The sequence below is a fragment of the Bradyrhizobium sp. BRP19 genome (assembly GCF_020194195.1).
Classification (GTDB): domain Bacteria; phylum Pseudomonadota; class Alphaproteobacteria; order Rhizobiales; family Xanthobacteraceae; genus Bradyrhizobium; species Bradyrhizobium yuanmingense.
The window spans coordinates 747,513-764,433 of sequence record NZ_JADYVZ010000001.1 but is presented as its reverse complement, the minus strand read 5'-3'; the positions used below and the strand labels follow the sequence as shown (position 1 = coordinate 764,433).

Annotated in this window: 26 protein-coding genes; all 26 read left to right on the top strand. The window is 63.6% G+C overall.

What is annotated here, in order from left to right:
• Positions 1-66: 66 nt before the first annotated feature.
• Complete coding sequence (locus I6F36_RS03715; protein WP_225171032.1) at positions 67-2,112, top strand: ABC transporter ATP-binding protein; 2,046 nt, start codon at positions 67-69, stop codon at positions 2,110-2,112.
• A gap of 898 nt (positions 2,113-3,010) precedes the next feature.
• Positions 3,011-3,382 carry a 30S ribosomal protein S12 gene (gene rpsL, locus I6F36_RS03710; protein WP_007603006.1) on the top strand — a complete coding sequence of 124 codons (372 nt, stop codon included), beginning with the start codon at positions 3,011-3,013 and terminating at the stop codon, positions 3,380-3,382.
• 15 nt (positions 3,383-3,397) lie between these two features.
• A complete protein-coding gene (rpsG, locus tag I6F36_RS03705; protein ID WP_018647239.1) occupies positions 3,398-3,868 on the top strand; it encodes a 30S ribosomal protein S7 in 471 nt (156 codons plus the stop codon).
• A gap of 33 nt (positions 3,869-3,901) precedes the next feature.
• Entirely contained in the window at positions 3,902-5,974 is a 2,073-nt protein-coding gene (gene fusA, locus I6F36_RS03700) for an elongation factor G (protein WP_036027596.1), read from the top strand.
• Between the two features lie 40 nt (positions 5,975-6,014).
• Positions 6,015-7,205, top strand: coding sequence for an elongation factor Tu (tuf, locus tag I6F36_RS03695; protein WP_025036994.1), 1,191 nt, complete (start codon positions 6,015-6,017; stop codon positions 7,203-7,205).
• A gap of 81 nt (positions 7,206-7,286) precedes the next feature.
• The gene (gene rpsJ, locus I6F36_RS03690; protein WP_002712302.1) at positions 7,287-7,595 is read left to right on the top strand and encodes a 30S ribosomal protein S10; all 309 of its coding nucleotides are present in this window, start codon (positions 7,287-7,289) and stop codon (positions 7,593-7,595) included.
• Between the two features lie 52 nt (positions 7,596-7,647).
• Positions 7,648-8,361 carry a 50S ribosomal protein L3 gene (gene rplC, locus I6F36_RS03685; RefSeq protein WP_025036993.1) on the top strand — a complete coding sequence of 238 codons (714 nt, stop codon included), beginning with the start codon at positions 7,648-7,650 and terminating at the stop codon, positions 8,359-8,361.
• 1 nt (position 8,362) lies between these two features.
• A complete protein-coding gene (gene rplD, locus I6F36_RS03680; protein ID WP_018647243.1) occupies positions 8,363-8,983 on the top strand; it encodes a 50S ribosomal protein L4 in 621 nt (206 codons plus the stop codon).
• Positions 8,980-9,282 carry a 50S ribosomal protein L23 gene (locus I6F36_RS03675; RefSeq protein WP_025036992.1) on the top strand — a complete coding sequence of 101 codons (303 nt, stop codon included), beginning with the start codon at positions 8,980-8,982 and terminating at the stop codon, positions 9,280-9,282. Before rplD ends, I6F36_RS03675 begins: the two co-directional genes overlap by 4 nt.
• A gap of 12 nt (positions 9,283-9,294) precedes the next feature.
• Positions 9,295-10,128 (top strand): 50S ribosomal protein L2, encoded by an 834-nt coding sequence (gene rplB / locus I6F36_RS03670; RefSeq protein ID WP_024342450.1) that lies wholly within the window; start codon positions 9,295-9,297, stop codon positions 10,126-10,128.
• A 12-nt stretch (positions 10,129-10,140) separates the two neighbouring features.
• Positions 10,141-10,419 (top strand): 30S ribosomal protein S19, encoded by a 279-nt coding sequence (gene rpsS, locus I6F36_RS03665; RefSeq protein WP_008136357.1) that lies wholly within the window; start codon positions 10,141-10,143, stop codon positions 10,417-10,419.
• 10 nt (positions 10,420-10,429) lie between these two features.
• Entirely contained in the window at positions 10,430-10,816 is a 387-nt protein-coding gene (gene rplV, locus I6F36_RS03660) for a 50S ribosomal protein L22 (protein ID WP_008549264.1), read from the top strand.
• A 17-nt stretch (positions 10,817-10,833) separates the two neighbouring features.
• Entirely contained in the window at positions 10,834-11,559 is a 726-nt protein-coding gene (gene rpsC, locus I6F36_RS03655; protein WP_036011029.1) for a 30S ribosomal protein S3, read from the top strand.
• Positions 11,560-11,589: 30 nt separating this feature from the next.
• Positions 11,590-12,003: a 50S ribosomal protein L16 gene (gene rplP / locus I6F36_RS03650; protein WP_008136349.1), complete on the top strand. Its 414-nt coding sequence runs from the start codon at positions 11,590-11,592 to the stop codon at positions 12,001-12,003.
• A 5-nt stretch (positions 12,004-12,008) separates the two neighbouring features.
• Positions 12,009-12,215: a 50S ribosomal protein L29 gene (gene rpmC, locus I6F36_RS03645; RefSeq protein WP_025036989.1), complete on the top strand. Its 207-nt coding sequence runs from the start codon at positions 12,009-12,011 to the stop codon at positions 12,213-12,215.
• 13 nt (positions 12,216-12,228) lie between these two features.
• Positions 12,229-12,477, top strand: coding sequence for a 30S ribosomal protein S17 (gene rpsQ / locus I6F36_RS03640; protein ID WP_024342452.1), 249 nt, complete (start codon positions 12,229-12,231; stop codon positions 12,475-12,477).
• Between the two features lie 84 nt (positions 12,478-12,561).
• Complete coding sequence (gene rplN / locus I6F36_RS03635; RefSeq protein ID WP_007603030.1) at positions 12,562-12,930, top strand: 50S ribosomal protein L14; 369 nt, start codon at positions 12,562-12,564, stop codon at positions 12,928-12,930.
• On the top strand, positions 12,930-13,244 hold the full coding sequence (gene rplX / locus I6F36_RS03630) for a 50S ribosomal protein L24 (protein ID WP_011088142.1): 315 nt from the start codon (positions 12,930-12,932) through the stop codon (positions 13,242-13,244). The genes rplN and rplX overlap by 1 nt, the downstream gene beginning before the upstream one ends.
• On the top strand, positions 13,237-13,794 hold the full coding sequence (rplE, locus tag I6F36_RS03625; RefSeq protein WP_025036988.1) for a 50S ribosomal protein L5: 558 nt from the start codon (positions 13,237-13,239) through the stop codon (positions 13,792-13,794). The genes rplX and rplE overlap by 8 nt, the downstream gene beginning before the upstream one ends.
• 46 nt (positions 13,795-13,840) lie before the next feature.
• Positions 13,841-14,146, top strand: a complete 306-nt coding sequence (gene rpsN / locus I6F36_RS03620; protein WP_028137018.1) for a 30S ribosomal protein S14 — start codon at positions 13,841-13,843, stop codon at positions 14,144-14,146.
• Between the two features lie 14 nt (positions 14,147-14,160).
• Entirely contained in the window at positions 14,161-14,559 is a 399-nt protein-coding gene (gene rpsH, locus I6F36_RS03615) for a 30S ribosomal protein S8 (protein ID WP_024342456.1), read from the top strand.
• A 16-nt stretch (positions 14,560-14,575) separates the two neighbouring features.
• Positions 14,576-15,109: a 50S ribosomal protein L6 gene (gene rplF / locus I6F36_RS03610; protein WP_036011036.1), complete on the top strand. Its 534-nt coding sequence runs from the start codon at positions 14,576-14,578 to the stop codon at positions 15,107-15,109.
• 11 nt (positions 15,110-15,120) lie between these two features.
• Entirely contained in the window at positions 15,121-15,483 is a 363-nt protein-coding gene (gene rplR, locus I6F36_RS03605) for a 50S ribosomal protein L18 (protein ID WP_024342458.1), read from the top strand.
• Between the two features lie 44 nt (positions 15,484-15,527).
• A complete protein-coding gene (gene rpsE / locus I6F36_RS03600; RefSeq protein ID WP_025036985.1) occupies positions 15,528-16,121 on the top strand; it encodes a 30S ribosomal protein S5 in 594 nt (197 codons plus the stop codon).
• Between the two features lie 25 nt (positions 16,122-16,146).
• Positions 16,147-16,341, top strand: a complete 195-nt coding sequence (gene rpmD, locus I6F36_RS03595) for a 50S ribosomal protein L30 (RefSeq protein ID WP_025036984.1) — start codon at positions 16,147-16,149, stop codon at positions 16,339-16,341.
• 75 nt (positions 16,342-16,416) lie between these two features.
• Positions 16,417-16,902: a 50S ribosomal protein L15 gene (rplO, locus tag I6F36_RS03590; protein ID WP_036011044.1), complete on the top strand. Its 486-nt coding sequence runs from the start codon at positions 16,417-16,419 to the stop codon at positions 16,900-16,902.
• Positions 16,903-16,921: the final 19 nt, after the last annotated feature.

Here is a 16,921-nt window from a genome sequence, read left to right as displayed (position 1 = left end):
AATAGCGGTTGCCGCTATTTCCTGCGTTCTCTGCGGTCATGCCGGCCGTCAGCATCGGTTGGTTTCATGGCATCCAAGCCTTTCTTGCCTGGCGACAAGCCTCTATCTCCCGATCAACAGAAGCTCGCCGCGGAGGAGGCGGCCGGGCTCGATGGCAAGCTCGCCGACGCTGCCAAGCCGGATCTCGAGGACGACGAGGACGCCGAAGACGAGGGGGATGACGAGCTGGAGCTCGACGAGGACGATGAGGACGAGGACCTCGTCGTCTTTACCGCGCGCGAAGCCGCCGGGGCCCTTGCGACCATTGTCGGGTTCGTCAAGCCCTATCTCTCCAACTACAAGCGGATGCTGTCATTCGTGGCATTCGGCGTCGTGGTCGAGACGTTGTTCAACGTCATCATGCCGCTCAGCCTCAAGTTCCTGATCGACGATGCACTCGGCGAGGAGGATTTTCAGGCGCTCTACAAGATCCTCGGCGTGCTCGCCGTCGCCGGCATTTTCACCTCGATCGTTGCAGTCTGGTACGAACGCTGGGACGCCCGACTTGCCGCTTGCATCATCTCCGATGTCCGCAAACGCCTGTTCGAGCACGTCCAGGACCTGCCCGCCGCCTATTTCGGCCGCACCAGGCGCGGCGAGATCCTATCGCGCTTCTCGGTCGATCTCTCGGCCTTCGAAGGCTCGGTCAAGACGTTCGCCAACAGTGCCGCGCTGCCGTTCCTGGAGCTGATCGCCGGCATCATCCTGATGCTGTTCCTCAACTGGCAGCTCGCCGTCGTCGCGCTGCTGGTGTTCCCGATCACGCTGATCGGCCCGAGGATCCTGACGCCGAAGGCGGTGCAGGCCAATTACGAACAGAAGCTCAATGAATCGGCGTTGCTGGGCCAAGTCCAGGAGAACGTGGCCGCCCAGGCGGTCATCAAGGCGTTCAGCCTGCAACGCAAGATGTTCGGCTTCTTCCGGTTGCGCAACGACGAGACCCGCAACAAGATGGCCTCGGCCACATTCCTCTCGACCATGGTGGAGCGGACAGTCACCATCTCGGTGCTCCTCCTGCACCTTGTGGTGCTCGCGATCGGCGCGTATCTGGCGACCAAGGGCCATATCACCATCGGCACCTTCGTCACTTTCGAGAGCGCGTTCTGGGAGGTCTCCTACAACATCGCCCATGTGATGCATTTCATCCCGGTGTCGATCTCCTCGGCCGCCGCGATCCGCCACATTCAGGAATTGCTCGACGAGCCGACCCGCAGCGCCGATCGCCCGGGCGCACCCGATCTGCCGCGCATCACCCACGACATTACATTCGATCACGTCACCTTCCAGTACGAGGGTGGTCAGACGCCGGTGCTGGACAATCTCAGCCTCAAGCTCGACGCCGGCAAGCGCATCGCGATCGTCGGTCCGAGCGGCTCCGGCAAGAGCACGCTGCTCAATCTGATCCTGCGGCTCTACGTGCCCGACGAAGGCCGCGTCACCATCGACGGCGTCGACGTCCGCAAGGTGACGCTGGACTCGCTGCGCCGGAGCATGGCGGTGGTGTTCCAGGAGAACATGCTGTTCAACATGTCGATCCGCGAGAACATCCGGCTCGGCAAGGAGGGCGCAACCGACGAGGAGGTGGAGGAGGCGGCCAAGAAGGCCGAGATCCACCGCTACATCATGAGCCTGCCGCAGCGCTACGACACGCCGGTCGGCGAGCGCGGCGACACGCTGTCGGGCGGCCAACGCCAGCGCATTGCGATCGCGCGCGCGATCATCCGCAACCCCTCCGTGCTGCTGCTGGACGAAGCCACCTCAGCGCTGGACCAGACCACCGAGGCCGCGATCAACCGCACGCTGCTCAGGGTCGCCAAGGGCCGCACCATGATCTGGTCGACCCACCGCCTGACCTCGGTGGTCGAGATGGACGAGATCATCGTGATTTCAGGGGGCAGGGCGATCGAGCGCGGTTCCCATGCCGAGTTGCTCGCCAAGAATGGCACCTATCGCAAGCTGTGGAACGACCAGATCCACCAGCCCCATGGCGCGGCAGCTCACGCCAACGCCGACCGCGATGATGACGACGAGGGCCAAGACCTCGAGGACGATGAGGACGACGAGGAGGAGTAACCGCGGGCGGTGAGCTTCGAGCGGCCGCGTCTGATCGTCTCGTCTCACGGCAACGCGCGGTTCAGCGCCGACTCGTCGATTCTCTGATGCAAGGCGTTCGGCCACCGCGCGCCGCGTTTTTTTCGCACGCATGGTTTGGGGCAAGAGCCATTCGCGGATCGACCAGTCCGGGCTGAAGCCGCGTCACACCGGGCATCGCGGCGGGCCGGGAAAAGCTGGTAGACCGGCCACCAGCCAGCAAACTGAGCGCAGGCAGGAAAAAAGCCCCTCAGTTTGGTAATAAAACTACATTAAGCCCGGGTAAAATTGTTCTCAGATCTGGCAGGTCAGTCGCCTCGGTCCTATATCAGGCAGGCGCCGGGAGGCGGCGAAGAGGCGATTTTTTGCAGGCGCATGAAGCGCTTTGTGACTGTCGTTTCACCTTGACTTGACCGATTCCCACTTATAGAAAGCGCCTCACTTAACGACAGGCGGTGAGCATCGCCAGCGTCGGAACGGGCCACCCGTTGATCCCCAAAGACTAGATCTGCCAGGGGTCGCAAAGACGGGCACCAACCTCGACGAATGCCGCTCAAACGCTGTCGATCATAGCTAGGCAATGCCAGTGCGACTTTAGTTCTCTCGAGCACGTTCTCTTGAGATCGAATTCGGATGCATGACCTCAGTGCGCGGGCCGCGGCGTTACGCTGAACGGCTTCGAGACTGCGGTCCTCTGTGGCGTCGAAGCGCTTTCCGCTCGTTGATGGAGCGGTTGGCGCAATTTCGCTTTGCGCGGGTCTTTCGCGCCAGGCGGCCCGTTCGGGCGGGTAGCTCGAGCAGAATTTGCGGACCCGGTGACGGGCCGCGGCAAGACAGCGGACCCGAGAGGGGCCGCGGCAGAAAAAGGGTGAAGGCCAGTATGCCGACGATCAACCAGCTGATCGCTCAACCGCGGGAAGTGCAGAAGTCGCGCAAGAAGGTGCCGGCGCTGCAGCAGTCGCCGCAGAAGCGTGGTGTTTGCACGCGCGTCTACACCACGACCCCGAAGAAGCCGAACTCGGCGCTTCGTAAGGTTGCCAAGGTGCGCCTGACCAACGGCTTCGAGGTGATCGGCTACATCCCCGGCGAGGGCCATAACCTCCAGGAGCACTCGGTGGTCATGATCCGCGGCGGCCGCGTCAAGGACTTGCCGGGCGTGCGCTATCACATCCTCCGCGGCGTTCTGGACACCCAGGGCGTCAAGAACCGTAAGCAGCGTCGTTCGAAGTACGGCGCCAAGCGTCCGAAGTAAGCGGGAACCAAGCCTATGTCTCGTCGCCACTCTGCGGAAAAGCGCGAAGTTCTTCCGGATCCGAAGTTCGGGAACATCATCGTCACGAAGTTCATGAACTCGGTGATGTACGCCGGCAAGAAGTCGGTTGCGGAAGGCATCGTCTATGGTGCGTTCGGCATCATCGAATCTAAGACCAAGCAGAACCCGCTCGGCGTGTTCGAGCAGGCGCTCGAGAACGTCATGCCGACCATCGAGGTCCGCTCCCGCCGCGTCGGCGGCGCGACCTACCAGGTTCCGGTCGAGGTCCGCTCGACCCGACGGCAGGCGCTCGGCATTCGCTGGCTGATCGCGGCTGCGCGCGAGCGCAACGAGAAGACCATGACCGAGCGGCTCTCGGCGGAGCTCTTGGACGCATCGAACAACCGGGGGAACGCCGTCAAGAAGCGCGAAGACGTGCACCGCATGGCGGAAGCCAACCGCGCCTTCTCGCACTACCGCTGGTAACGGCGACACACTCGGACTCGCAAGGAACGACCCATGCCCCGCCAACATGCCATCGAGGACTACCGTAACTTCGGTATCATGGCGCATATCGACGCCGGCAAGACCACGACGACCGAGCGCATCCTCTATTACACCGGCAAGAGCCACAAGATCGGCGAAGTGCACGAAGGTGCCGCGACGATGGACTGGATGGAGCAGGAGCAGGAGCGTGGCATCACGATCACCTCGGCTGCGACCACCGCGTTCTGGAACGGCAAGCGCCTGAACATCATCGACACGCCCGGTCACGTCGACTTCACCATCGAAGTCGAGCGTTCGCTCCGCGTGCTCGACGGCGCCGTCTGCGTGCTCGACTCCAATCAGGGCGTCGAGCCTCAGACCGAGACCGTCTGGCGCCAGGGCGACAAGTACAAGGTTCCGCGCATCGTCTTCGCCAACAAGATGGACAAGATCGGTGCCGACTTCTTCAAGTGTCTGGCGGACATCGTCGACCGTCTGGGCGCCAAGCCCGTCGCGATCCAGCTTCCGATCGGTGCCGAGAACAACTTCAAGGGTCTTGTCGACCTCGTGAAGATGAAGGGCGTCGTCTGGAACGATGAATCGCTCGGCGCCAAGTTCGATTATGTCGATATTCCGGAAGACCTTGCCGACCAGGCCAAGGAATACCGCGAGAAGATGGTGGAAGCCGCCGTCGAGCTCGACGACGATGCCATGGCCGCCTATCTCGATGGCAAGGAGCCGGACGAGGCGACCCTGAAGCGCCTGATCCGCAAGGCGGTGCTGACCGGCGCGTTTTATCCCGTGCTGTGCGGCTCGGCCTTCAAGAACAAGGGCGTGCAGCCGCTGCTCGACGCCGTGGTCGACTATCTGCCGTCGCCGCTCGACGTGCCCGCGATCAAGGGCACCGACGACAAGGGCAACGAGGTCGTGCGCAAGGCGGACGACAAGGAGCCGCTGGCGCTGCTCGCGTTCAAGATCATGGACGACCCGTTCGTCGGCACCATCACCTTCTGCCGCATCTATTCCGGCATCCTGCAGAGCGGCACCGGCGTCGTGAACTCGACCCGCGAGAAGAAGGAGCGGATCGGGCGCATGCTGTTGATGCATGCGAACAACCGCGAGGACATCAAGGAAGCCTATGCCGGCGACATCGTCGCGCTGGCCGGTCTGAAGGAAGCGCGCACCGGTGACACGCTGTGCGATCCCGACAAGCAGGTGATCCTGGAGAAGATGGAGTTCCCCGAGCCGGTCATCGAGATCGCGATCGAGCCGAAGTCCAAGGCCGACCAGGAGAAGCTGGGCGTGGCGCTGGCCAAGCTCGCCGCGGAGGATCCGTCCTTCCGCGTGTCGACCGACCACGAGTCCGGCCAGACCATCCTCAAGGGGATGGGCGAACTCCACCTCGACATCAAGGTCGACATCCTCAAGCGCACCTACAAGGTCGACGCCAACATCGGCGCGCCGCAGGTGGCGTTCCGTGAGCGCATCACCAAGCGGGTGGAGCACAGCTATACCCACAAGAAGCAGACCGGCGGTACCGGCCAGTTCGCGGCCGTGTCGTTCATCGTCGAGCCGAACGAAGCCGGCAAGGGCTTCGAGTTCGAATCGAAGATCGTCGGTGGCGCGGTGCCGAAGGAATACATCCCGGGCGTCGAGAAGGGCCTGGAGAGCGTGCTGTCGTCCGGCGTGGTCGCGGGCTTCCCCGTGGTCGACGTCAAGGTGCAGCTCGTCGACGGCAAGTATCACGACGTCGACTCGTCGGCGCTCGCCTTCGAAATCGCCTCGCGCGCCTGCTTCCGCGAAGCGCTGCAGATGGGCAAGTCGGTCCTGCTCGAGCCGATCATGAAGGTCGAGGTGGTGACCCCGGAAGACTACACCGGCTCGGTCATCGGCGACCTGAATTCCCGGCGCGGTCAGATCCAGGGGCAGGACATGCGCGGCAACGCCAACGTCATCAACGCGATGGTGCCGCTCATGAACATGTTCGGTTACGTGAACAATCTGCGCTCGATGAGCCAGGGTCGCGCGACCTTCACCATGCAGTTCGATCACTACGCAGAAGCGCCGGCCAACGTGTCGGCAGAAGTCCAGAAGAAGTTTGCCTGATTGTCGTCGGTTGAAAGCTGACGATTGAACGGAGAGTCAAATGGCCAAAGCAAAGTTTGAACGTACCAAGCCGCACTGCAACATCGGCACCATCGGTCACGTCGACCATGGCAAGACGTCGCTGACCGCGGCGATCACCAAGGTTCTCGCCGAAGCCGGCGGTGCGACGTTCACCGCGTACGACCAGATCGACAAGGCGCCGGAAGAGAAGGCCCGCGGCATCACCATCTCGACCGCGCACGTCGAGTACGAGACGCCGAACCGCCACTACGCCCACGTCGACTGCCCCGGCCACGCCGACTACGTCAAGAACATGATCACCGGCGCTGCCCAGATGGACGGCGCGATCCTGGTTGTGTCGGCCGCTGACGGCCCGATGCCGCAGACCCGCGAGCACATCCTGCTCGCCCGCCAGGTCGGTGTGCCCGCGCTCGTCGTGTTCCTCAACAAGTGCGACATGGTCGACGATCCGGAGCTGCTCGAGCTCGTCGAGCTCGAAGTCCGCGAGCTGCTTTCCAAGTACGAATTCCCCGGCGACAAGATTCCGATCATCAAGGGTTCGGCGCTCGCCGCTCTCGAAGACTCCGACAAGAAGCTCGGCCACGACGCCATCCTCGAGCTGATGAAGAACGTCGACGAGTACATCCCGCAGCCGGAGCGTCCGATCGACCAGCCGTTCCTGATGCCGGTTGAAGACGTGTTCTCGATCTCGGGCCGCGGCACCGTCGTGACCGGCCGTGTCGAGCGCGGCGTCGTCAAGGTCGGCGAGGAAATCGAGATCGTCGGTCTCCGCGCCACCCAGAAGACCACCGTCACCGGCGTCGAAATGTTCCGCAAGCTGCTCGATCAGGGCCAGGCCGGCGACAACATCGGCGCACTGCTCCGCGGCACCAAGCGCGAAGACGTCGAGCGCGGCCAGGTTCTGGCCAAGCCGGGTTCGGTCAAGCCGCACACCAAGTTCAAGGCCGAGGCCTACATCCTCACCAAGGAAGAGGGCGGTCGCCACACCCCGTTCTTCACCAACTACCGTCCGCAGTTCTACTTCCGCACCACCGACGTGACCGGTGTCGTGCACCTGCCGGAAGGCACCGAGATGGTGATGCCGGGCGACAACATCGCGATGGAAGTGCACCTGATCGTGCCGATCGCGATGGAAGAGAAGCTCCGCTTCGCGATCCGCGAAGGCGGCCGCACCGTCGGCGCCGGCGTCGTCGCCTCGATCATCGAGTAACAACGCGAATAGGGAATGGCGAGTGGCGAATAGTTTCTATTCGCTATTCGCTACTCGCCACTCACTAAGAAAGATTCGGCAATGAACGGCCAAAACATTCGTATCCGTCTCAAGGCGTTCGACCATCGTATCCTCGATACGTCGACCCGTGAGATCGTGAACACGGCGAAGCGCACCGGCGCGCAGGTCCGCGGACCCATTCCGCTGCCCACCCGCATCGAGAAGTTCACCGTCAACCGTTCGCCCCACGTCGACAAGAAGAGCCGCGAACAGTTCGAGATGCGCACTCACAAGCGCCTGCTCGACATCGTCGATCCGACCCCGCAGACCGTCGATGCTTTGATGAAGCTCGACCTGGCCGCCGGTGTCGACGTCGAGATCAAGCTCTAAGATTTTGGATCCCGTTCGCCAAAAGCGGACAAAGAGAACAGGAAGCAAGCCGATGCGCTCCGGAGTGATCGCACAAAAGGTCGGGATGACGCGGGTCTTCACGGAGGCCGGCGAACATATCCCCGTGACCGTGCTGAAGCTCGGCAATTGCCAGGTCGTAGGCCACCGCACCGAAGAGAAGAACGGTTACGTCGCGCTCCAGCTCGGTTCGGGCAGCCGCAAGACCGTTTACATGCCGAAGGCCGAGCGCGGCCAGTTCGCGGTCGCCAAGGTCGAGCCGAAGCGCCGGGTCGAGGAATTCCGCGTCACCGCGGACGCCATGATCCCGGTCGGCGCCGAGATCCAGGCCGACCACTTCGTCGTCGGCCAGTTCGTCGACGTCACCGGCACTTCGGTCGGTAAGGGCTTCGCCGGCGGCATGAAGCGCTGGAACTTCGGCGGTCTGCGCGCCACGCACGGTGTGTCGATCTCGCACCGCTCGATCGGTTCGACCGGTGGCCGTCAGGACCCCGGCAAGACCTGGAAGAACAAGAAGATGCCCGGCCACATGGGTGTCGATCGCATCACCACGCTCAACCTTCGCGTCGTCCAGACCGATGTCGAGCGCGGCCTGATCCTCGTCGAAGGCGCCGTTCCCGGCTCCAAGGGCGGCTGGATCCGCGTGCGCGACGCCGTCAAAAAGCCGCTGCCGAAGGAAGCCCCGAAGCCCGGCAAGTTCAAGGTTGCTGGCGACGCGGAAGCCGCTCCGGCTGCGCAGGAGGCGTGAGATGGAATTGAAGGTCACCACCCTCGAAGGTAAGGAAGCCGGCTCCGTCCAGCTGTCCGACGCCATTTTCGGCCTCGAGCCGCGCGAGGACATCATCGCGCGCTGCGTGCAGTGGCAGCTCAACAAGCGCCAGGCCGGCACGCACAAGGCCAAGGGCCGCGCCGAGATTTGGCGCACCGGCAAGAAGATGTACAAGCAGAAGGGCACCGGCGGTGCTCGTCACGGCTCGGCCCGCGTGCCGCAGTTCCGCGGCGGCGGTCGTGCCTTCGGTCCGGTGGTGCGTTCGCACGCCACCGACCTGCCGAAGAAGGTCCGTGCGCTCGCTCTGAAGCATGCGCTCTCGGCCAAGGCCAAGGACGGCGATCTCGTCGTGATCGAGAAGGCCGCGCTGGAAGCCGCCAAGACCAAGGCGCTGCTCGGCCACTTCTCGGGCCTCGGCCTCACCAACGCGCTGATCATCGACGGTGCCGAGCTCAACAACGGCTTCGCCGCTGCGGCTCGCAACATCCCGAACATGGACGTACTGCCGATCCAGGGCATCAACGTCTATGACATCCTGCGCCGTCAGAAGCTCGTTCTGACCAAGGCCGCCATCGATGCGCTGGAGGCGCGCTTCAAATGAGCAAGAACATCGAGCCTCGCCACTACGACGTGATCCTGTCGCCGGTCGTGACCGAAAAGGCGACGATCGCCTCGGAGCACAACAAGGTGCTGTTCAAGGTGGCCGCCAAGGCGACCAAGCCGCAGATCAAGGAAGCGATCGAGAAGCTGTTCGACGTCAAGGTCAAGAGCGTCAACACGCTGGTCCGCAAGGGCAAGGTCAAGGCCTTCCGCGGAACCATCGGCTCGCAGTCGAACAGCAAACGCGCGATCGTGACCCTCGAAGAGGGTCACCGGATCGACGTCACCACCGGTCTGTAAGGTCGTACGACGATGGCACTGAAGACATTCAATCCCACGACGCCGGGCCAGCGCCAGCTGGTCATGGTCGATCGTTCGGCCCTCTACAAGGGCAAGCCGGTCAAGGCGCTCACCGAAGGCAAGAAGTCCTCGGGCGGCCGCAACAACACCGGCCGCATCACCGTGCGCTTCCGCGGCGGTGGTCACAAGCAGACGCTGCGTACGGTCGACTTCAAGCGTGAGAAGATCGACGTGCCCGCGACCGTCGAGCGTCTCGAGTATGATCCCAATCGCACCGGTTTCATCGCCCTGATCAAGTATCAGGACGGCGAGCAGGCCTACATCCTGGCGCCGCAGCGCCTGGCGGTGGGTGACACGATCATCGCCGGCAATTACGTCGACGTGAAGCCGGGCAACGTCATGCCGCTCGGCAACATGCCGGTCGGCACGATCATCCACAACATCGAAGTCAAGATCGGCAAGGGCGGCCAGCTGGCGCGTTCCGCCGGCACCTACGCCCAGCTCGTCGGCCGCGACCAGGACTACGTCATCATCCGCCTGAATTCGGGCGAGCAGCGCCTGGTGCACGGTCGTTGCCGCGGCACGATCGGCGCGGTGTCAAACCCGGATCACATGAACACCTCGATCGGCAAGGCCGGTCGCAAGCGTTGGATGGGCCGCAGGCCGCACAACCGCGGTGTCGCGATGAACCCGATCGACCATCCGCACGGCGGTGGTGAAGGTCGTACCTCGGGCGGCCGCCACCCGGTCACCCCGTGGGGCAAGCCGACCAAGGGCAAGAAGACCCGCACCAACAAGTCGACCAACAAATTCATTCTCTTAAGCCGCCACAAGCGGAAGAAGTAAGGAACGCCGGACATGGTTCGTTCAGTCTGGAAAGGCCCGTTCGTCGAGGGTTCTCTGCTCAAGAAGGCAGATGCCGCGCGCGCGTCCGGCCGTCACGACGTCATCAAGATCTGGAGCCGTCGCTCGACGATCCTGCCGCAATTCGTCGGTCTGACCTTCGGCGTCTACAACGGTCAGAAGCACGTGCCGGTGGCCGTGAACGAGGAAATGGTCGGTCACAAGTTCGGCGAGTTCTCGCCGACCCGGACCTTCCATGGCCACTCCGGCGACAAGAAAGCCAAGAAGGCTTGAGGATTAAACGATGAGCAAACCTAAGCGCGAACGGAGCCTCGCCGACAACGAGGCCAAGGCGGTCGCCCGGATGCTGCGGGTGAGCCCGCAGAAGCTCAACCTGGTCGCCCAGCTCATTCGCGGCCGGAAGGCGTCTGCCGCGCTCGCCGACCTGCAGTTTTCGCGCAAGCGGATCGCGGTCGACGTGAAGAAGTGCCTGGAATCGGCGATCGCCAACGCCGAGAACAACCACGACCTCGACGTCGACGATCTCGTCGTGGCGCAGGCCTTCGTCGGCAATGGCCTCGTGATGAAGCGCTTCGCCGCCCGCGGCCGCGGCCGCTCGGGCCGTGTCTACAAACCGTTTTCGCAGCTGACGATCATCGTTCGTCAGGTCGAAGCTGAAGCCGCCGCTTAAGGGCGCAGGAGAACACGATGGGTCAAAAGATCAATCCGATCGGTCTGCGTCTCGGCATCAACCGGACCTGGGATTCCCGCTGGTTCGCCGGCAAGCAGGAATACGGCAAGCTGCTGCACGAGGACGTCAAGATCCGCGAGATCCTGCACAAGGAGCTCAAGCAGGCGGCCGTCGCCCGCATCGTGATCGAGCGCCCGCACAAGAAGTGCCGCGTCACCATCCACTCGGCCCGTCCGGGCGTGGTGATCGGCAAGAAGGGCGCCGACATCGACAAGCTGCGCAAGAGGGTCGCGGACATCACCTCGTCCGACGTCGTCATCAACATCGTCGAGATCCGCAAGCCGGAGCTCGATGCGACGCTGGTGGCCGAATCGATCGCGCAGCAGCTCGAGCGCCGCGTGGCGTTCCGCCGTGCCATGAAGCGCGCCGTGCAGTCGGCAATGCGTCTCGGCGCGGAGGGCATCCGCATCAACTGCTCGGGACGTCTGGGCGGTGCGGAAATCGCGCGCATGGAGTGGTACCGCGAAGGCCGCGTGCCGCTGCACACGCTGCGTGCCGACATCGACTACGGCGTTGCGACCGCGTTCACGACCTTCGGCACCTGCGGCGTCAAGGTCTGGATCTTCAAGGGCGAGATCCTCGAGCACGATCCGATGGCCCAGGACAAGAGAATGGCCGAAGGCGAGACCGGCGGCAGTGGCGATCGCGGTGGCCGTCAGCGCCGCGAGACGGCCGCTGCCTAAGGCCAGACAGGAATTTGAGGGCTTAAAGCCATGATGCAACCTAAGAAAACGAAGTTCCGGAAGGCGCATAAGGGCCGCATCCACGGCGTTGCGTCTTCGGGCGCGACGTTGGCGTTCGGCCAGTTCGGCCTGAAGGCGACCGAGCCTGAGCGCGTCACCGCGCGCCAGATCGAAGCCGCCCGCCGCGCGCTGACCCGCCACATGAAGCGCGCCGGCCGCGTCTGGATCCGCGTGTTCCCCGACGTTCCGGTGTCGAAGAAGCCGGCCGAAGTCCGCATGGGCTCCGGCAAGGGTTCGCCGGAATTGTGGGTCGCGCGCGTCAAGCCGGGCCGGGTGCTGTTCGAGATCGATGGCGTCAACACCCAGACGGCGCGTGAGGCGCTGACGCTGGCGGCCGCCAAGCTGCCGATCAAGACGCGCTTCGTCGAGCGCATTGCGGAGTAATGGCCATGGCACAGATGAAGATCGAAGACATCCGCGCGATGAGCCCCGACCAGCAGGATGAGGCCATCCTGAACCTGAAGAAGGAGCGCTTCAACCTGCGCTTCCAGCGCGCCACCGGGCAGCTCGAGAACACCTCGCGCCTGCGCGAGGCCCGCCGCGACATCGCCCGGATCAAGACCATCGCCGCGCAGACGCGCGCGAAGAAGAAGTAAGAGGCTTACGAAGATGCCGAAACGTACTTTGCAGGGCGTGGTCGTCAGCGACAAGCAAGCCAAGACCATCGTGGTGCGCGTCGACCGCCGCTTCACGCACCCGATCTACAAGAAGACGATCCGCCGTTCGAAGAACTACCACGCGCACGACGAGAGCAACCAGTTCAAGCCGGGCGACATGGTGTGGATCGAGGAAACGAAGCCGATTTCGAAGTTGAAGCGCTGGGTCGTGATCCGGGGCGAACACAAGAAAAGCGCCTGATCTGTTGGCTTTAGCCGACTGACTTCAGGGAAATGTTGAGCGCCGGCTGGGCTGGCGCAAAGAGAAAGAGGACGAGGTGCATCAATGATTCAGATGCAGACCAACCTCGACGTGGCCGACAATTCTGGCGCACGCCGTGTCATGTGTATCAAGGTGCTCGGAGGCTCCAAGCGCCGCTACGCCACGATCGGCGACATCATCGTCGTGTCGATCAAGGAAGCCATTCCGCGTGGCAAGGTGAAGAAGGGCGACGTGATGAAGGCCGTCGTGGTGCGCGTCCGCAAGGACATCCGCCGCGCCGACGGCTCGGTCATCCGTTTCGACCGCAACGCCGCCGTGCTGATCAACAACCAGTCCGAGCCGGTCGGCACCCGTATCTTCGGGCCCGTGCCGCGCGAGCTGCGCGCCAAGAACCACATGAAGATCATCTCGCTCGCGCCGGAGGTGCTGTGATGGCTGCGAAGATCCGCAAGGGCGACAAGGTCGTCGTGCTGACCGGCCGCGACAAGGGCCGCACCGGCGAAGTGTTCGAGGTTCGCCCCGACGCCGGCACCGCGCTGGTGCGCGGCATCAACATGGTCAAGCGTCACCAGAAGCAGACGCAGGCCCAGGAGGGCGGCATCATCTCGAAAGAGGCGCCGATCCAACTGTCCAACATCGCGTATGTCGGCAAGGACGGAAAGCCGACCCGCGTCGGATTCAAGATTCTGGCGGACGGCAAGAAGGTCCGCATCGCCAAGAGCTCGGGAGCTGAGATCGATGGCTGAGGCCGCTTACACGCCGCGCCTGCGCGCGGAATATGACGCGAAGATCCGCACGGCTCTGACCGAGAAGTTCGGTTACGAGAACGTCATGCAGGTTCCGCGCCTGGACAAGGTTGTGCTGAACATGGGCGTTGGCGATTCCGTCAACGACCGCAAGAAGGCCGAGACCGCCGCTGCCGAATTGACCCAGATCGCCGGCCAGAAGGCGATCGTCACCTATTCGCGCATCGCGATCGCGACCTTCAAGCTGCGTGAGAACCAGCCGATCGGCTGCAAGGTTACGCTGCGCAAGGCCCGCATGTACGAGTTCATCGATCGCCTGGTGAACGTCGCGCTGCCGCGCGTGCGCGACTTCCGCGGCCTGAACCCGAAGAGCTTCGACGGCCGCGGCAACTACTCGCTCGGCATCAAGGAGCACATCATTTTCCCCGAGATCGACTTCGACAAGGTCACGGAAGCCCGCGGTATGGACATCACCGTCTGCACCACGGCCAAGACCGACGAAGAGGCGAGGGCCTTGTTGACCGCTTTCAATTTCCCGTTCCGGCAGTGAGACGCTGACTTAGAGCCTCTCAAACGCGGATACCCAGGAGCCAAGCATGGCAAAGAAGAGTTCAGTCGAGAAGAACAACCGGCGCAAGCGGATGGTGAAGAACGCCGCCGCCAAGCGCGAGCGGTTGAAGGCGATCATCGCCGACAAGACGCTGCCGATGGAGGAGCGGTTCGCCGCGACCCTGAAGCTGGCGGAAATGCCGCGCAACTCGTCGGCGACCCGCATCCGCCTGCGTTGCGAGCTGTCGGGCCGTCCGCGCTCGAACTATCGCAAGAACAAGCTGTCCCGTATCGCGCTGCGCGAACTTGGCTCCAAGGGCATGGTCCCGGGCCTCGTGAAGTCCAGCTGGTAAGGAGGGTCGTTTAGATGTCTACGCACGATCCAATCAGCGATCTGATCACCCGTATCCGCAACGCGCAGATGCGTTCGAAGACCAAGGTCTCCACGCCCGGCTCGAAGATGCGCGAGAACGTGCTCGAGGTTCTGAAGGCTGAGGGCTACATCCGCGGTTACGCCACGCTCGAGCACTCCTCGGGCCGCAGCGAGATCGAGATCGAGCTGAAGTATTTCGACGGCGAGCCCGTCATTCGCGAGATTGAGCGCGTTTCCAAGCCCGGGCGCAGAGTCTACGCCTCGGTGAAGAACCTGCCGCGGGTGAACAACGGTCTCGGCATTTCGGTGTTGTCGACGCCGAAGGGGATCATGGCCGACCACAGCGCGCGCGACGCGAATGTGGGCGGTGAAGTCCTCTTCACGGTGTTCTGAGAAGGATTTTTCATCCATGTCACGAGTTGGCAAAAGGCCTGTGGCGGTTCCGTCGGGTGTGACCGCGACCGTCGATGGGCAGACCGTCAAGATGAAGGGGCCGAAGGGCCAGCTTCAGTTCGTCGTCCACGACGACGTCGAGGTGAAGCTCGAGAACGGCCAGGTCAAGGTCAAGCCGCGGACCGAGACCAACCGCGCGCGGGCCCTCTACGGCACCGCTCGCGCCCAGGTCGCGAATCTGGTCGAAGGCGTCACCAAGGGTTTCGAGAAGAAGCTCGAGATCACCGGCGTCGGCTATCGCGCCGCGATGCAGGGCAAGAACCTGCAGCTCGCGCTCGGCTACAGCCATGACGTGATCTACCCGATCCCCGAGGGGATCACGATCACCGTGCCGAAGCCGACCGAGATCACGGTGGCGGGCAGCGACGTCCAGCGCGTCGGCCAGGTCGCCGCCGAGATCCGCTCCTATCGTCCGCCGGAGCCCTACAAGGGCAAGGGCGTGAAGTATGTGGGCGAATTCATCTTCCGCAAGGAAGGCAAGAAGAAGTAACGGAGCCGGTCATGTCGAAAGCCAAGGTTACGAATGCCCGGCGCAAGCGGAGTGTGCGGCTGAAGCTGCGCCGTTCCGCCGGCGGCCGTCCGCGCCTGTCGGTGTTCCGCTCGTCCAAGCACATCTACGCCCAGGTCATCGACGACCTGAAGGGCGAGACGCTGGCCTCTGCTTCGTCGCTCGAGAAGTCGATGCGCGACGGCGGCAAGACCGGCGCCGACATCGATGCGGCGAAGGCGGTCGGCAAGCTGCTGGCCGAGCGCGCTGCAGAGAAGGGTGTCAAGGAAGTCGTGTTCGATCGCGGCAGCTATCTCTATCACGGGCGCGTCAAGGCTCTTGCCGATGCAGCGCGTGAGAGTGGGCTGAGCTTCTAACAGAATTTGAGGATTGAGGCGTAAGTCTCTGAAGGATTAGAAAAATGGCAGAACGCGAACAACGTGGTGGACGCGATCAACGCGGCGGCGGACGTGAACGCAGGGAGCGCGAGGAGCGCGACAGCGAGTTCGTTGACAAGCTCGTCCACATCAACCGCGTGGCCAAGGTCGTCAAGGGCGGCAAGCGCTTCGGTTTCGCAGCGCTGGTCGTGATCGGCGACCAGAAGGGCCGCGCCGGCTTCGGTCACGGCAAGGCGCGCGAAGTGCCCGAGGCGATCCGCAAGGCGACCGAGTCCGCCAAGCGCAACCTGACGCGGGTGTCGCTGCGCGAGGGCCGCACGCTCCATCACGACATCGCCGGCCGTCATGGCGCGGGCCGTGTCTATCTGCGTGCAGCTCCGGCCGGTACCGGCATCATCGCCGGTGGCCCGATGCGCGCCGTGTTCGAGACGCTCGGCGTCCAGGACGTGGTGGCGAAGTCGATCGGCTCGTCGAACCCGTACAACATGGTGCGCGCGACCTTCGACGCGCTGAAGCACCAGGATTCGCCGCGTTCGGTCGCAGCCCGCCGCAACATCAAGGTGTCCACCCTCCAGTCCCGTCGTATCGGCGGCGATGCCGAGGCGGCCGCCGACTAACGGAAGCTTTTCGGAGTAGACTCCCATGGCCAAGGCCGCAAAGACGATCAAGGTCGAGCAGACCGGCAGCGCGATCCGCCGCCATCACTCGCAGCGTTCGACCCTGATCGGGCTCAAGCTCAACAAGATCGGCCGCACCAGCGAACTGCCGGATACCCCGGCGGTCCGCGGCATGATCGAGAAGGTTCACCATCTCGTCCGCATCATCGACGAGAAGTAAGCAAAGGCGCACGGTCCCGGAGAGCGGGAAGCGGTTTTCGGTGAAGATCGTGCGCAAGACACAAGGAGAAGGGCGATGAAGCTCAGCGATATCGCCGACAACGCCGGCTCGCGCAAGAAGCGTATGCGCGTCGGCCGCGGCATCGGTTCCGGCAAGGGCAAGCAGTCCGGCCGCGGCGGCAAGGGCCAGACCGCGCGTTCGGGCGTGCGCATCAAGGGTTTCGAAGGCGGCCAGATGCCGATGCATCGCCGTCTGCCCAAGCGCGGCTTCAACAACATCTTCCGCGTCGAGTTCGCCGAGATCAATCTCGACCGGCTCCAGGAAGCGGTCGACGCCAAGAAGATCGACGCCGGCAGCGTCGTCAATGTCGAGGCCCTGGTGAAAGGCGGCGTGCTGCGCCGCGCCAAGGGCGGCCTGCGGCTGCTCGGCCGAGGCGAGCTCAAGTCCAAGCTCAACATCGAAGTGCACGGCGCCAGCAAGACCGCGATCGCCGCGGTCGAGAAGGCCGGCGGTTCGGTGAAGATCCTCGCCCAGCCCAAGGAAGAAGGCGAGGCGGCGTAACAACTGCGTCATTGGCCCG

Coding starts and splice junctions, on each gene's coding strand:
- I6F36_RS03715 (WP_225171032.1), top strand. CDS start 67: ATGGCATCCAAGCCTTTCTTGCCTGGCGACAAGCCTCTATCTCCCGAT.
- rpsL (WP_007603006.1), top strand. CDS start 3,011: ATGCCGACGATCAACCAGCTGATCGCTCAACCGCGGGAAGTGCAGAAG.
- rpsG (WP_018647239.1), top strand. CDS start 3,398: ATGTCTCGTCGCCACTCTGCGGAAAAGCGCGAAGTTCTTCCGGATCCG.
- fusA (WP_036027596.1), top strand. CDS start 3,902: ATGCCCCGCCAACATGCCATCGAGGACTACCGTAACTTCGGTATCATG.
- tuf (WP_025036994.1), top strand. CDS start 6,015: ATGGCCAAAGCAAAGTTTGAACGTACCAAGCCGCACTGCAACATCGGC.
- rpsJ (WP_002712302.1), top strand. CDS start 7,287: ATGAACGGCCAAAACATTCGTATCCGTCTCAAGGCGTTCGACCATCGT.
- rplC (WP_025036993.1), top strand. CDS start 7,648: ATGCGCTCCGGAGTGATCGCACAAAAGGTCGGGATGACGCGGGTCTTC.
- rplD (WP_018647243.1), top strand. CDS start 8,363: ATGGAATTGAAGGTCACCACCCTCGAAGGTAAGGAAGCCGGCTCCGTC.
- I6F36_RS03675 (WP_025036992.1), top strand. CDS start 8,980: ATGAGCAAGAACATCGAGCCTCGCCACTACGACGTGATCCTGTCGCCG.
- rplB (WP_024342450.1), top strand. CDS start 9,295: ATGGCACTGAAGACATTCAATCCCACGACGCCGGGCCAGCGCCAGCTG.
- rpsS (WP_008136357.1), top strand. CDS start 10,141: ATGGTTCGTTCAGTCTGGAAAGGCCCGTTCGTCGAGGGTTCTCTGCTC.
- rplV (WP_008549264.1), top strand. CDS start 10,430: ATGAGCAAACCTAAGCGCGAACGGAGCCTCGCCGACAACGAGGCCAAG.
- rpsC (WP_036011029.1), top strand. CDS start 10,834: ATGGGTCAAAAGATCAATCCGATCGGTCTGCGTCTCGGCATCAACCGG.
- rplP (WP_008136349.1), top strand. CDS start 11,590: ATGATGCAACCTAAGAAAACGAAGTTCCGGAAGGCGCATAAGGGCCGC.
- rpmC (WP_025036989.1), top strand. CDS start 12,009: ATGGCACAGATGAAGATCGAAGACATCCGCGCGATGAGCCCCGACCAG.
- rpsQ (WP_024342452.1), top strand. CDS start 12,229: ATGCCGAAACGTACTTTGCAGGGCGTGGTCGTCAGCGACAAGCAAGCC.
- rplN (WP_007603030.1), top strand. CDS start 12,562: ATGATTCAGATGCAGACCAACCTCGACGTGGCCGACAATTCTGGCGCA.
- rplX (WP_011088142.1), top strand. CDS start 12,930: ATGGCTGCGAAGATCCGCAAGGGCGACAAGGTCGTCGTGCTGACCGGC.
- rplE (WP_025036988.1), top strand. CDS start 13,237: ATGGCTGAGGCCGCTTACACGCCGCGCCTGCGCGCGGAATATGACGCG.
- rpsN (WP_028137018.1), top strand. CDS start 13,841: ATGGCAAAGAAGAGTTCAGTCGAGAAGAACAACCGGCGCAAGCGGATG.
- rpsH (WP_024342456.1), top strand. CDS start 14,161: ATGTCTACGCACGATCCAATCAGCGATCTGATCACCCGTATCCGCAAC.
- rplF (WP_036011036.1), top strand. CDS start 14,576: ATGTCACGAGTTGGCAAAAGGCCTGTGGCGGTTCCGTCGGGTGTGACC.
- rplR (WP_024342458.1), top strand. CDS start 15,121: ATGTCGAAAGCCAAGGTTACGAATGCCCGGCGCAAGCGGAGTGTGCGG.
- rpsE (WP_025036985.1), top strand. CDS start 15,528: ATGGCAGAACGCGAACAACGTGGTGGACGCGATCAACGCGGCGGCGGA.
- rpmD (WP_025036984.1), top strand. CDS start 16,147: ATGGCCAAGGCCGCAAAGACGATCAAGGTCGAGCAGACCGGCAGCGCG.
- rplO (WP_036011044.1), top strand. CDS start 16,417: ATGAAGCTCAGCGATATCGCCGACAACGCCGGCTCGCGCAAGAAGCGT.